This window comes from Arcobacter pernae (assembly GCF_049472135.1).
GTDB lineage: Bacteria > Campylobacterota > Campylobacteria > Campylobacterales > Arcobacteraceae > Arcobacter_B.
The window spans coordinates 1-12,648 of record NZ_JBMOVV010000003.1 but is presented as its reverse complement, the minus strand read 5'-3'; the positions used below and the strand labels follow the sequence as shown (position 1 = coordinate 12,648).

The window sequence follows — 12,648 nt, the reverse complement described above, 5'->3', positions numbered from 1 at the left end:
GAAGTTCTTTGATATTTTAAAAGGCTTAGTGATCAACAGCTCCTGCTGCACCAATACCTGTATTTGCTCTAATATTTTGAGCTTTGAATAATTCTTTTTCTGCTTTACCTTTCTCAGAACTATCTGTCTTAGAGAAGAACCAAATAGCAACAAACGCAATTGTTACAGAGAATAGAGCAGGGTGTTTATAAGGGAATAAAGCTTCTTCATTTCCTAAGATTTGTACCCATACAATTGGTCCAACAATTACAAGTGTAACAGCAGAGATAAGACCACATAATCCACCTAAGAATGCTCCTCTTGTTGTTAATTGAGACCAATAAATTGATAAGAATAAAATTGGGAAGTTAGCAGATGCTGCAATACCAAATGCAAGACCAACCATATAAGCAATATTTTGTTGTTCAAATGCAATACCTAAAGTAACACCAACAATACCAACTAAAACAACCGTATATCTAGATACTTTAACAACTTGCTCATCTGTAGAGTTTGTGTTAATTACATTTGCGTAAAGGTCATGTGAAATAGCACCTGCTGCTGATAATGTAAGACCAGAAACAACTGCTAAAATAGTAGCAAATGCAACAGCTGAAATAAATCCTAGGAATGCATTACCACCTAACATGTGTGATAAGTGAATAGATGCCATATTGTTTCCACCAAATAACTTACCATCAACAAAGTACGCAGCACCTGCATCAGAGTTTAAGAAAGCAATTGCACCAAAACCAACGATTGTAATAATAATCCAGAAGTACCCAACAAAACCAGTTGCATAAACAACAGATTTTCTAGCTTCTTTAGCATTACCAACTGTAAAGAATCTCATTAATACGTGAGGAAGACCAGCAGTTCCTAGCATTAAAGCCATACCTAAAGAAATAGCTGAAATAGGATCAGAAATAAATCCACCTGGAGCTAAAATTGATTCACCTGCACTGTGATTTTCAACTGCAGAAACAGCTAAAGATTCAAAACTAAAATCAAAGTGATATAGAACCATGATAGCCATAAATGAAACACCAGATAAAAGTAAACATGCTTTGATAATTTGAACCCATGTAGTTGCAAGCATACCACCAAATGTTACGTAAATAATCATCATAACACCAACAAGGATTACTGCAAATTCATACTCCATACCAAATAAAACTTGAATTAGTTTACCAGCACCAACCATTTGTGCAATAAGGTATAATATAACAACAGAGATAGTACCAAATGCAGCTAATGTTCTGATTTGTTTTTGACCTAATCTATATGCAGCAATATCTGTAAATGTAAACTTACCTAAGTTTCTTAACTTCTCCGCCATGAAGAAAAGAATAATTGGCCAACCAACTAAGAATGATACAGCATAGATAACTCCATCATAACCTTTCATGTAAATAAGACCAGATACACCTAAGAACGCAGCTGCTGACATATAATCACCTGCAATTGCTAAACCATTTTGAAAACCTGTAATTCCTCCACCAGCTGTGTAGAAGTCGCTAGCAGATTTTGTTTTTTTTGCTGCCCAGTATGTTAAACCTAATGTTCCTAAAATAAATATGAAGAACATAATAATTGCAGGAATATTTAATTCTCTTTTTGTAGCTTCAAAAGATGCATCACCTGCTGCAAATGCTGTTAAAGCAATAACTGAAATAAGCGCTAAAATTCTAAACATTACACTAAATCCTTTACATCTTCTTTAATTTCATTTGTTAGGTCTTCAAACTCCCCATTTGCTCTTCTAACATAAATCACTGTTGTGATAAAACTGATAACTAAGATAGCTAATGCAATAGGAAATGCAATAGTTGTTAAACCATCACCTATTTTTGTTGCTAAAATTTCTTTGTTAAATGCAATTGTTAAGATATATGCATAAAACATCACTAATACAAATATCCCTAATTTGATACCAAAGCTATTTCTTTTTGAAACAAGCTCATGATATTTAGGGTTATTGTCAATCCTCTCTACTAACTTTTCGTTCATTCTGCTTCCTTTTTCGTTATTGCATAAAAATTATGCATAAAACTAATTCTTACTTGCACTAAAACTAATATTTATATAGCATTAGAGTAGCAAATAAGAAAAAACACTATTCATTATACATACAAAAAATTATTTAAACTTAAAAAAAATTGATTAAATATGTAAATAAAATGTAAAAAATGTAAAAAAGTAACACAAAATGCTATGATTATATATTAGAATTAATTATGTTTTTTAAGTAAAATTTAATAGTTTCAGAAAGTGATTTATAAATTGTATTTTAGTGTGAATATTAGTAATAGTTGTTATAAAAATGTTACTAAAGAGAAAAATCTCTTTAGTAATTTAGAATTAGTGATCAACAGCTCCTGCTGCACCAATTCCAGTGTTTGCTCTAACATTTTGAGCTTCAAATAATTCTTTTTCGTCTTTTGCTCTTTGAGAATTATCTGTTTTCGAGAAGAACCAAATTGCAAGGAATGCAACAGTTACAGAGAATAGAGCAGGGTGTTTATAAGGGAATAAAGCTTCTTCATTTCCTAAAATTTGAACCCATACGATTGGTCCGATTACAACTAAAATAACAGCAGTTGCTAAACCAATAAATCCACCAATGTAAGCACCTCTTGTTGTTAATCCTCTCCAGTAAATAGATAAGAATAAAATAGGGAAGTTAGCAGATGCAGCAATAGCAAATGCAAGACCAACCATGAATGCGATATTTTGGTTTTCAAATGCAATACCAAGTACAACACCAATTACACCAATAGTAATAACAGCGATTTTAGAAACTCTAATTTCTTGCTCTTCTGTAGCATTTGGATTAATTACACAAGCATAAATATCATGTGAAATTGCAGATGCACCAGCAAGAGTAAGACCTGCAACAACTGCTAAGATTGTAGCAAATGCAACAGCTGAGATGAATCCTAAGAATACATTTCCACCAACAATATGTGATAAGTGAATAGCAGCCATGTTGTTTCCACCAAATAACTTACCATCAACAAAGTAAGCAGCACCTGCATCAGAGTTTAAGAATACGATTGCACCTAAACCAATTACAGCAATTACTAAGTAGAAGTAACCGATAAATCCAGTAGCATAAACAACAGATTTTCTAGCCTCTTTAGCATTACCAACAGTAAAGAATCTCATTAGTACGTGAGGTAAACCAGCAGTACCAAGCATTAAGGCCATACCTAAAGAAATAGCTGAAATAGGATCAGAAATAAATCCACCTGGCTCCATAATTGCTTGACCTTTTTCATGTGTCTCAACAGCTTTTGTAGCTAGTGCTTCAAAAGAGAATCCAAAGTGACTTAGTACCATGAAGCCCATGAAAGTTACACCTGAAAGTAATAATACGGCTTTAATGATTTGAACCCAAGTAGTAGCTAACATACCACCAAACGTTACGTAAATAATCATCATAACACCAACTAGGATAACTGCGTACTCGTACTCTAAACCAAATAATACTTGAATCAGTTTACCTGAACCAACCATTTGTGCAATAAGGTATAAAGTAACAACTGATAATGAACCAAATGCTGCTAATGTTCTAATCTCTTTTTGGCTTAATCTATAAGCAGCAATATCTGCAAATGTAAATTTACCTAAGTTTCTTAATTTCTCAGCCATTAAGAATAAAATTACAGGCCATCCAACTAGGAATCCAACTGCATAAATTAAACCGTCATAACCACTTAAGTAAACAAGTCCAGAAATACCTAAGAATGATGCTGCAGACATGTAGTCACCAGCAATTGCCATACCATTTTGGAATCCAGAAATTCCTCCACCTGCTGTATAGAAGTCAGATGCAGATTTAGTTTTCTTAGCTGCCCAGTATGTAATACCTAAAGTACCACCAACAAAAATAAAGAACATAATAATCGCAGGAATATTTAATTCTCTTTTTGTAGCTTCGAAGTTAGCATCACCTGCAGCAAACATTGCTACAGCGAAAATTGAAATAAGTGTTAATATTCTTAGCATTACATTAAGTCCTTTACATCTTCTTTAATATCATTTGTTAAATCTTCAAATTCACCATTAGCTCTTTTTACATAAACTAGTGTTGTAATAAATCCAACAATAATAATACCTGCTGCAATAGGAAATGCAATAGTCATCACACCTTCGCCAGTTCTTATACCAAGTAATGTTGGTTCAAATGCAATTGTTAAAATATATGCATAGAACATTACTAATACAAAAATAGCTAACTTTAAAGAGAACCCATTTCTCTTTTCTACCAACTCCTGATATTTAGGGTTGTTTTTGATTCGTTGTACTAACTCATCATTCATTTTTTGCCTCCTTAGTTATTTTATTCAAATTTAAGAATACTAAATTCCCTTGAAAATAGCGAAAATAGCATTAGTGTAGCATTTAAATAAAAATAACAACAATTATACATATATAAATTTATAAGGAAGTATCATTTTAGTAATTTAAGTTGAATTTAATTCAATAAATTTGCAAGTGTAACTTTTAGAAGCTAAAAAAAGAGAAGTTTTTTATATAAAAATTCTCTTTTTTAATTTGTGTAAAATGTAGTTTTAGCTGGAGTTAAGTCTTTAAGTTTTAAGAACATCATTGAGGTCATAATTGCATCATTTAATGCATCATGTTTTCCAAGAGCAGGAAGATCTAACTCTTTCATTATCGTGTCAAATTTTAAGTCAATAAATTCATATTCACTAGATTTTTTTCTTGTTTTATAAAACATTGAAGAGACTTCAATCTTTTCATTTGGAAGACTAATTCCAATATATCTTTTTGTATATTTTGAAATCATTGCAACATCAAAGTTAATATAGTAGCCAACAATTGGTCGATTACCTATAAAGTCTAATAGTTCATAAATTGCATCTTTTGGATCTATTGCATTTTGTAAATCAATTGGTCTAATGTGATGGATTTTAATTGATTCAGCATCTATTTTTTTTGAGGGTTTTACAAAAATATTAAGTGTTTTTCTCATTAATATTTTATTCTCTTTTATAATAACTGCACCAATTGAAAGTATTTCATCTTTTTTAGGACTAAGTCCTGTTGTTTCACAGTCAAGACATACATATTCATTTTTTTTCGGTTCATCAAAAAGATATTCATATTTTTTATCTTTTAAAGATCTTTTTTTCCAATTTTTAATTAAATTTGAGAACATTACGAAATCTTATCTATTTTGAATGTATATGTAATAAATTTTTTGAAATCAATTACAATTTTAAAAGAGTCTTTTAGTAAGTCCCTTTCAATTTTACCTAAAGAGTGAGTATCAATTTCATTTATAACTTTTTTATTTTCTTGTAAATAATTTAAATGAGCATTTAACCTTAGTGTATTTACAACATCAAAAGCTTCAAGTAGTTCAGCAGCTTTATCTTTTTCTAGAATTTTTCTTTGTTCTAGAATTTTAATTCTTCGAACTGTAGTAGTTTCTCTAATTCTTTCTCTTAATGCTAAACTTCTAATTCCTTGAACTATAGGAAAAACAGCAGTTTTTTTAATATCAATAGTATGTTTTTTAGTCATAAAATTAGCAACTGTGCTTGGCGTGTCAAATGTCAAAGTTGCTTTTGCAAAATATGCCATAAATACATCTTTATCATGTAATTTATTGAATAAATCATCTTTTAAATTAATTAAAAGTTCTTTATCTCCTGCAACTGCATATGAGTCAAAGAATATTGCTAAGTCCATATAGTTTTGCATATCAGGTGCTTCAATCCATCTAGCTGTTTCTTTCTTATAATCATCAGCTGTTTTACACCAAAATGGGTTTGAAACCATAATATCACCTTCACATGGAGGGTAACCAAAATCAATTAATGTTTCAGTCATTTTTTCCATATATGGTCTATATTGCTCAACATCAACACCATTTTTTACAACTAATGCATTATCTTGATCTGTTTTTATAATTTGTTCATTTCTTCCTTCACTACCCATTACAATAAAACAAGCATCTTTTTGTAACTCTTCAGGAAGAATTAATTTATAAAGTTTTTTATAAACTTTTGTATTTAATTGACCAATTAAATTTGAAATATGATGAACCTTAACACCTTTTGCTTGAAGTGATTTTATAATACCTAATAAATCTTTACTTGCATTTTTTAAATCTTCAATATTGTTAGACTTTTTAATTTGTGTATCAACTATATAAGTGTTGTTCGCAAAATGTGAAAGTACATCAATTTGTTCTAAAATTCCTTGCATTTCACCTTGTGAATTTATAACTCCAACTCTTTTAATATTTCTTTTTATTAAAACAGAAAGTGCATCAAATAAATAATCATCATGGAAAACTGTCATTAAAGGGAAAATTGCAATATCTTTTACTGGAATAGTTAAGTCTCTACCTTGTAATAATACTTTTACTTTAAGAAGAGAATCAGTAATAATCCCAAATTCACCATCATCTTTTTTTACAATAATAGTTGAAGTTTTGTACTCCATAGATTTTTCAATTGCATCTAATAGTTTTGTATTCTCTTCTACAATACATGCTTCATGTACTAATGCATCATCAACTTTTGCTATCATAAATGATGATAGTTGAGATGTGTACTCTTTATCTTTTAATGTTTTAATTCTATTTACAAGGTTTTCTAAAAAGAAATCTTTGAAAGCTTTATTATTTTCAATTAGATTTAAAAAAGTTTTTTTCTCTAATTCATAACAGATTAAATCTTCATGAACTTTAAAAGTATTTTTACTTTCACCATATATCAGTGAGTTAGCATCAAAAGAGTCTTGTTGATGATAATCCATAACAATTTCATCTTCTTTATATTCGTAAACAGTACCTTTTATTATGATAAAAAAATAGTTGGGAATTTTTTCAGGACTAATTAGTACAGAATCTTTTGGATAATAAGCGATATCCATATGTTTGATACAAGTATCTAATTGTTCTTGCGATAATACTTCAAAAGGGTGAATTTTTGATAAAAAAGCTTCTTGATCTCGTAGACTCATATAAGTCTCCTTGTTAGTATTTTTTTATATTAGTAAAAGAATAATAACATAAAAAAACACTAAAAGTATACCCGAAGGTATACTTGTTTTAGTGGTCGTGAGCCTCTCCCGCATTATTCGGAAGTCTAATAGACTCAACTAGATCTTGAATCTCTTGAGGTGGTTCTGGTGTCATTCTAGATACAACAATCGCCACGATTAAGTGAAGAAGTGTACCAATTGTACCAATACCAGTTGGATGAATTCCTAAGAAGTAATCTTTTGGATCTCCACCTAAGAATACGAAGTAGATAATGTAACCGAATGTGAAAATTAATCCAGTTAAGATACCTGCAATCGCACCTTCTTTGTTCATTCTCTTATCAAATACACCAAGGATAATTGTTGGGAAGAATGCTGCTGCCGCTAAACCAAATGCGAACGCAACAACTTGTGCAACGAATCCTGGAGGGTTGATTCCTAAGTAACCAGCAACACAAATTGCAGCTACTGCTGAAACTCTTGCCCACATTAACTCAGTTTTCTCGTTTAATGTAGATTTACCAGTCTCTTTATCTTTAAATAATACTTGTCCCATTAAGTCATGAGAAATTGCTGAAGCAATTACAAGTAATAAACCTGCTGCTGTAGATAATGCTGCTGCAAGTCCACCAGCTGCGATGAATGCGATTACCCAGTTTGGTAAGTTTGCAATCTCAGGGTTTGCAAGTACCATAATATCTCTATCAACATATAACTCATTTGCGATTCCATTACCTTTAGCTAATTCAGCTTCAGACGCAGGTCCCATTGGGTTAGTAGTTAATCTATGACCATCTTCTGCTCTTTTTTCACCATCGAATGCAGGCTTACCTTTTCCACCTTCGAAAGCTTTTCCAGTAGCATATTGGATTTTACCATCGCCATTTCTATCATTCCATGCGATTAATCCACCATTTTCCCAAGTTTTAAACCAGTTACCATCATTTGGAGTACCATCTGCATGTTTTAACTCACCAGCAACAAACGCTTTATACTCAGTATTTTGTAAGTTTTTAATTAAGTTCACTCTTGAGAATGAAGCAACAGCTGAAATAGTTGTATACATGATAGCAATAAATACTAATGCCCATCCAGCAGAAATTCTAGCATCTTGTACAGTTGGAACTGTAAAGAATCTAACGATAACGTGTGGAAGACCAGCAGTACCTAACATTAATGCTGTAGTTAACATGAACATATTCCATAAGTTACCTGGTTGAGTATAGTCATTGAAACCTAAATCTGAAACGGCTGTATCAAGTGCATGCAGCAAGTATGTGCCTTCTGGAATAACTTGAACTCCTGAATCAAATGCAAATGTAGTTTGACCGAAAATACCTAACTGTGGTAAGAACGTATCAGTAACTTGTAATGATAAGAAAATTGCAGGAATCATGTATGCAAAAATCATTACTACATATTGTGCAACTTGTGTATATGTAATACCCTTCATACCACCAAGAACAGAGTAGAAGAATACAATTGCCATACCAATTAATACACCAGTATTTACATCAACTTGTAAGAATCTAGAGAATACGATACCAACACCTCTCATTTGTCCAGCAACATATGTGAACGAAACGAAGATTACTGAAATAACTGCAACTAATCTTGCAGTATCAGAGTAGTATCTATCACCAACGAAATCAGGAACAGTAAACTTACCAAACTTTCTTAAGTAAGGTGCTAATAACATAGCTAGTAGAACGTATCCACCAGTCCATCCCATTAAGTAAGCTCCACCATCAGAACCTTTAAATGAAATAATACCTGCTAAAGAAATGAATGAAGCAGCTGACATCCAGTCTGCAGCTGTTGCCATACCATTCGCTACTGGGTGAACCCCACCACCAGCAACATAGAAGTCCTTAGTTGAACCAGCTTTTGCCCAAAGTGCAATACCAATGTATACTGCAAATGAAATACCTACGAACAGGTAAATTAATGATTGTAATTCCATCTTTAAACTCCTATTCGCTTACGCCATATTTCTCATCTATATTTGCCATAACTTTTACGTAAATAAAAATTAATACAACAAATACATAAATTGCACCTTGTTGTGCAAACCAATAACCTAATTTAACACCACTGATTTCAATAGCGTTAAGTTCATTTATGAATAAAATTCCACATCCGAAAGAAACAATGAACCAAACTACTAATAGTTTAAGAATCATTGAAATATTTTCTTTCCAGTATGCTTGTGCTTTTTCTGGACTCATATTCTGCTCTCCTTATTGATTTTGATATTAAACTTAAATGCGTTTAATAATCTAACATTGAAAGTATAATAAGTGTAGATAGCAAAAAGGTAGCAATTGAAAAAAAATTTTTAAAAGTTTTTTTGAAAGTAGGATTAACGTAGCAAAATGACTCTAGAAGAGCCATTTTATGGTAGTTTATTAAGAAGAATAATATCTGTCAATTTTGTAGCCTAAACCTCTGATATTCTTGATAAAGTCTTCTTTAAGTGCTTTCTTTAATCGTGAAATTTCAGCTCTAATCGTAGGATTGTCAATATTTTCACCATCCCAGATGTCAATTCTAAACCTTTCAAAGTCCACAATCATATTAATATTAAGAGCTAATATATGAATAATCTCTAATTGTTTTTTAGTTAAGCTTTGTGGTTCACCATTAAAATATAGTGTTTGCTTATCTTTTGAGTAAGAATAGTTCTCAGAGAATCTAATATGAGAAGTATTACTTTGTTCTTTTTTTAGAATAAGATTTATTTTAATTCCAAGTTCTTCTAAATGGAATGGTTTTTTTAGATATTCTCTAGCTCCAAGTTCATATGCTTTTGAAATATCTTCTATATCTATTAACGCAGAAATAAAAATAGTAGGAATATATATTTTCTTTTTATTTAAATCTTCAAGGATTGTAAAACCATCTTTTGATGGAACATTTATATCTAATATCAATAAATCAAAAGAAGTATCAATATTATCAATGGCATCTTGACCATCAGTAAAATTCTCTACCATATGTCCAATACCTCTTAAATATTCACAAATGGCGTTATTTAACATTAATTCATCTTCAAGTAGTAGTATCTTCATTTATCTTAAACCTATATGTAAATTTTGTTTCCTTATCATTAGACTTTAGCTTAATAGCAACACTGTTTTTATCACAAATGTCTCTTACTATTTTTAATCCTAAGCCAAAGCCACCTCTTGCACTATTTTCCCTGTAGAAATCATCAAAGATCTTCTCTTGTGATTCTATTTTCTTGGAGTTTGTACATACTGAGAACTCAACCTCCTTATCATTTATATAATCTAACCTAACAAAAATCGGTGACTTAGGAAAAGAGTATTTAATAGCATTAGAAAGATTATTATCAATAATTCTTTGTAATTCAGTCTTATTAAACTTGATATAAATATCATCTTCTATATTGCTAATGAAATATAAAGAGTTTGATACTGCAATTTCATCAAAGAAATCAATTCTATGGATTAATATTTTTGAAAAGTCTAAATACTCTTTTTCATAAATAACTCTATCTTTTTTGATTAAATAAGATAAATCATCATAAATATACTGAATGATTTTTGAACCAGATTCAATATGAGTAATATATTTATTATTTGGAACTTTCATCTTTAATAAATCTATATTTGTTTGAATAATAGATAAAGGCGTATTAATTTCATGAACAGAGTTTTTAATAAAATCTTTTTGTGATTGTATTAGTTTTGTAAGCTCTTTTGTCTTTTCATCAACTTTATACTCAAGATTTTTGTTTAAGTCTTCTAACATATGCGTTTTTAGCTTTATATTTGTCATTGCATCATTTGCATAGTTTGCAATGACTTTAAATTCACCAAATATAATTCTATTTTGATCTATTTCTTTATCTGTATTTTGTGATTCTTTAAAGTATTTACCAATTTCTTTTACGTCGTTTACTATTAAAATAGTTGCATTTTTGTAAATAAATATTGAATATAAAACTAACATTATTGTAAGTGATGTTATTTGTAAAGTATAATCAGACATCTTTTGATTATATTCTTCGTTCTTTTCTCTAACCAATTGATCAATTTCATCTAAGTAAACACCTTTACCTACAGTCCAATTCCATTGATTATATGAATTAGAGTATGAGATTTTATTGGCATCTTTACTAATATCTGGCTTATACCAAATATATTCAACATATCCGCCATTAGATTTTTTAGAATTTTCAATAAGTTCTTTTATTACAAATTTTCCATTATTGTCTTTCATATTAATTCTATTATCACCAATACTGCTTTTTGCAACAGGATGATAAAGTAAAACACCATTAAAATCATAAATAAATATATAATCACTGATACTTTTGCTTTTCTTCATTTGAGAAATAGCTTCTAAAACTTCTGTTTTAATTTGTTCTTCTGTTTTAATGTCTTTATATTTATTGTGATAATAGTCTATGAAACTTATAATAGAGTTTATGTCATTTTTTAGAAGTTCTTTTTGATTATTTGTAAAATCTTCTTTTAATGCCACAATCTTTTCTTGTAGTTCATCATGTGCATTATCAATTATAATAAAAGTAAAAAAAGAGATTAATACTACAATAAATAGAATACTGTAAACGATGAGATGGTATAAACTTTTTGCTTTAAACATTTATTTCTTGCTTCCTGAAATTAAACTATAATAGGATAGCCTTTTTTTTATAAAATAATACTTTTATTGGAGGATTAAATAAATTATTAAAAGATAAATGGGAAATTTTAAATCATGGCGCGGATGACGAGACTCGAACTCGCGACCTCCTGCGTGACAGGCAGGCATTCTAACCAACTAAACTACATCCGCATGATTTAATATATTAGGAAAGTGGTGGTCGATAGTGGACTCGAACCACTGACATCTACCTTGTAAGGGTAGCGCTCTACCAACTGAGCTAATCGACCGGTAATGGTGACCCGTGAAGGATTCGAACCTTCGGCCACCTCCTTAAAAGGGAGATGCTCTACCAGCTGAGCTAACGGGTCGCTCTTATTTTAAAGTGGCGCGGATGACGAGACTCGAACTCGCGACCTCCTGCGTGACAGGCAGGCATTCTAACCAACTAAACTACATCCGCACTAATGTTAGAAATTTTTATATAATGGTGACCCCTAGGAGACTCGAACTCCTGTGACATGGATGAAAACCATGGATCCTAACCGCTAGATGAAGGGGCCAACATAATAATGGTGGTCGATAGTGGACTCGAACCACTGACATCTACCTTGTAAGGGTAGCGCTCTACCAACTGAGCTAATCGACCGGTAATGGTGACCCGTGAAGGATTCGAACCTTCGGCCACCTCCTTAAAAGGGAGATGCTCTACCAGCTGAGCTAACGGGTCGCTCTTATTTTAAAGTGGCGCGGATGACGAGACTCGAACTCGCGACCTCCTGCGTGACAGGCAGGCATTCTAACCAACTAAACTACATCCGCACTAATGTTAGAAATTTTTATATAATGGTGACCCCTAGGAGACTCGAACTCCTGTGACATGGATGAAAACCATGGATCCTAACCGCTAGATGAAGGGGCCAACATAATAATGGTGGTCGATAGTGGACTCGAACCACTGACATCTACCTTGTAAGGGTAGCGCTCTACCAACTGAGCTAATCGACC

Annotated in this window: 10 protein-coding genes and 10 tRNA genes; all 20 read right to left on the bottom strand. The window is 31.4% G+C overall.

What is annotated here, in order from left to right:
- Positions 1–25 precede the first annotated feature (25 nt).
- The gene (locus ACH5BF_RS04220) at positions 26–1,675 is read right to left on the bottom strand and encodes a cation acetate symporter (RefSeq protein ID WP_423272917.1); all 1,650 of its coding nucleotides are present in this window, start codon (positions 1,673–1,675) and stop codon (positions 26–28) included.
- Positions 1,675–1,989: a DUF485 domain-containing protein gene (locus ACH5BF_RS04215; RefSeq protein WP_423272916.1), complete on the bottom strand. Its 315-nt coding sequence runs from the start codon at positions 1,987–1,989 to the stop codon at positions 1,675–1,677. The genes ACH5BF_RS04220 and ACH5BF_RS04215 overlap by 1 nt, the downstream gene beginning before the upstream one ends.
- A 351-nt stretch (positions 1,990–2,340) precedes the next feature.
- Positions 2,341–3,990 (bottom strand): cation acetate symporter, encoded by a 1,650-nt coding sequence (locus ACH5BF_RS04210; protein WP_423272915.1) that lies wholly within the window; start codon positions 3,988–3,990, stop codon positions 2,341–2,343.
- On the bottom strand, positions 3,990–4,304 hold the full coding sequence (locus tag ACH5BF_RS04205) for a DUF485 domain-containing protein (protein ID WP_423272913.1): 315 nt from the start codon (positions 4,302–4,304) through the stop codon (positions 3,990–3,992). Before ACH5BF_RS04205 ends, ACH5BF_RS04210 begins: the two co-directional genes overlap by 1 nt.
- Positions 4,305–4,534: 230 nt before the next feature.
- Entirely contained in the window at positions 4,535–5,167 is a 633-nt protein-coding gene (locus ACH5BF_RS04200; RefSeq protein ID WP_423272912.1) for a 3'-5' exonuclease, read from the bottom strand.
- Positions 5,167–6,984, bottom strand: coding sequence for a DUF294 nucleotidyltransferase-like domain-containing protein (locus ACH5BF_RS04195; RefSeq protein WP_423272911.1), 1,818 nt, complete (start codon positions 6,982–6,984; stop codon positions 5,167–5,169). Before ACH5BF_RS04195 ends, ACH5BF_RS04200 begins: the two co-directional genes overlap by 1 nt.
- 88 nt (positions 6,985–7,072) lie before the next feature.
- Positions 7,073–8,968, bottom strand: a complete 1,896-nt coding sequence (locus ACH5BF_RS04190; protein WP_423272910.1) for a sodium:solute symporter family protein — start codon at positions 8,966–8,968, stop codon at positions 7,073–7,075.
- Between the two features lie 10 nt (positions 8,969–8,978).
- Positions 8,979–9,233 carry a DUF4212 domain-containing protein gene (locus ACH5BF_RS04185; RefSeq protein ID WP_423272909.1) on the bottom strand — a complete coding sequence of 85 codons (255 nt, stop codon included), beginning with the start codon at positions 9,231–9,233 and terminating at the stop codon, positions 8,979–8,981.
- Between the two features lie 180 nt (positions 9,234–9,413).
- Positions 9,414–10,076 carry a response regulator transcription factor gene (locus ACH5BF_RS04180; RefSeq protein ID WP_423272908.1) on the bottom strand — a complete coding sequence of 221 codons (663 nt, stop codon included), beginning with the start codon at positions 10,074–10,076 and terminating at the stop codon, positions 9,414–9,416.
- Positions 10,057–11,640 (bottom strand): sensor histidine kinase, encoded by a 1,584-nt coding sequence (locus ACH5BF_RS04175; protein ID WP_423272907.1) that lies wholly within the window; start codon positions 11,638–11,640, stop codon positions 10,057–10,059. Before ACH5BF_RS04175 ends, ACH5BF_RS04180 begins: the two co-directional genes overlap by 20 nt.
- Before the next feature lie 115 nt (positions 11,641–11,755).
- A tRNA-Asp gene (locus tag ACH5BF_RS04170) sits at positions 11,756–11,832 on the bottom strand.
- Positions 11,833–11,854: 22 nt separating this feature from the next.
- Positions 11,855–11,930: transfer RNA gene (locus tag ACH5BF_RS04165), tRNA-Val, on the bottom strand.
- Positions 11,931–11,935: 5 nt separating this feature from the next.
- Positions 11,936–12,011, bottom strand: a tRNA-Lys gene (locus ACH5BF_RS04160).
- Positions 12,012–12,026: 15 nt separating this feature from the next.
- Positions 12,027–12,103 (bottom strand) — tRNA-Asp (locus ACH5BF_RS04155).
- Positions 12,104–12,128: 25 nt separating this feature from the next.
- Positions 12,129–12,203, bottom strand: a tRNA-Glu gene (locus ACH5BF_RS04150).
- A 10-nt stretch (positions 12,204–12,213) separates the two neighbouring features.
- Positions 12,214–12,289, bottom strand: a tRNA-Val gene (locus ACH5BF_RS04145).
- 5 nt (positions 12,290–12,294) lie between these two features.
- A tRNA-Lys gene (locus tag ACH5BF_RS04140) sits at positions 12,295–12,370 on the bottom strand.
- A 15-nt stretch (positions 12,371–12,385) separates the two neighbouring features.
- Positions 12,386–12,462, bottom strand: a tRNA-Asp gene (locus tag ACH5BF_RS04135).
- Positions 12,463–12,487: 25 nt separating this feature from the next.
- Positions 12,488–12,562, bottom strand: a tRNA-Glu gene (locus tag ACH5BF_RS04130).
- 10 nt (positions 12,563–12,572) lie between these two features.
- Positions 12,573–12,648 (bottom strand) — tRNA-Val (locus ACH5BF_RS04125).

Excerpts from the sequence above, each read along its gene's own strand:
- ACH5BF_RS04220 (WP_423272917.1), bottom strand. The coding sequence starts at position 1,675 with ATGTTTAGAATTTTAGCGCTTATTTCAGTTATTGCTTTAACAGCATTT.
- ACH5BF_RS04215 (WP_423272916.1), bottom strand. The coding sequence starts at position 1,989 with ATGAACGAAAAGTTAGTAGAGAGGATTGACAATAACCCTAAATATCAT.
- ACH5BF_RS04175 (WP_423272907.1), bottom strand. The coding sequence starts at position 11,640 with ATGTTTAAAGCAAAAAGTTTATACCATCTCATCGTTTACAGTATTCTA.
- ACH5BF_RS04195 (WP_423272911.1), bottom strand. The coding sequence starts at position 6,984 with ATGAGTCTACGAGATCAAGAAGCTTTTTTATCAAAAATTCACCCTTTT.
- ACH5BF_RS04180 (WP_423272908.1), bottom strand. The coding sequence starts at position 10,076 with ATGAAGATACTACTACTTGAAGATGAATTAATGTTAAATAACGCCATT.
- ACH5BF_RS04190 (WP_423272910.1), bottom strand. The coding sequence starts at position 8,968 with ATGGAATTACAATCATTAATTTACCTGTTCGTAGGTATTTCATTTGCA.
- ACH5BF_RS04205 (WP_423272913.1), bottom strand. The coding sequence starts at position 4,304 with ATGAATGATGAGTTAGTACAACGAATCAAAAACAACCCTAAATATCAG.
- ACH5BF_RS04210 (WP_423272915.1), bottom strand. The coding sequence starts at position 3,990 with ATGCTAAGAATATTAACACTTATTTCAATTTTCGCTGTAGCAATGTTT.
- ACH5BF_RS04185 (WP_423272909.1), bottom strand. The coding sequence starts at position 9,233 with ATGAGTCCAGAAAAAGCACAAGCATACTGGAAAGAAAATATTTCAATG.
- ACH5BF_RS04200 (WP_423272912.1), bottom strand. The coding sequence starts at position 5,167 with ATGTTCTCAAATTTAATTAAAAATTGGAAAAAAAGATCTTTAAAAGAT.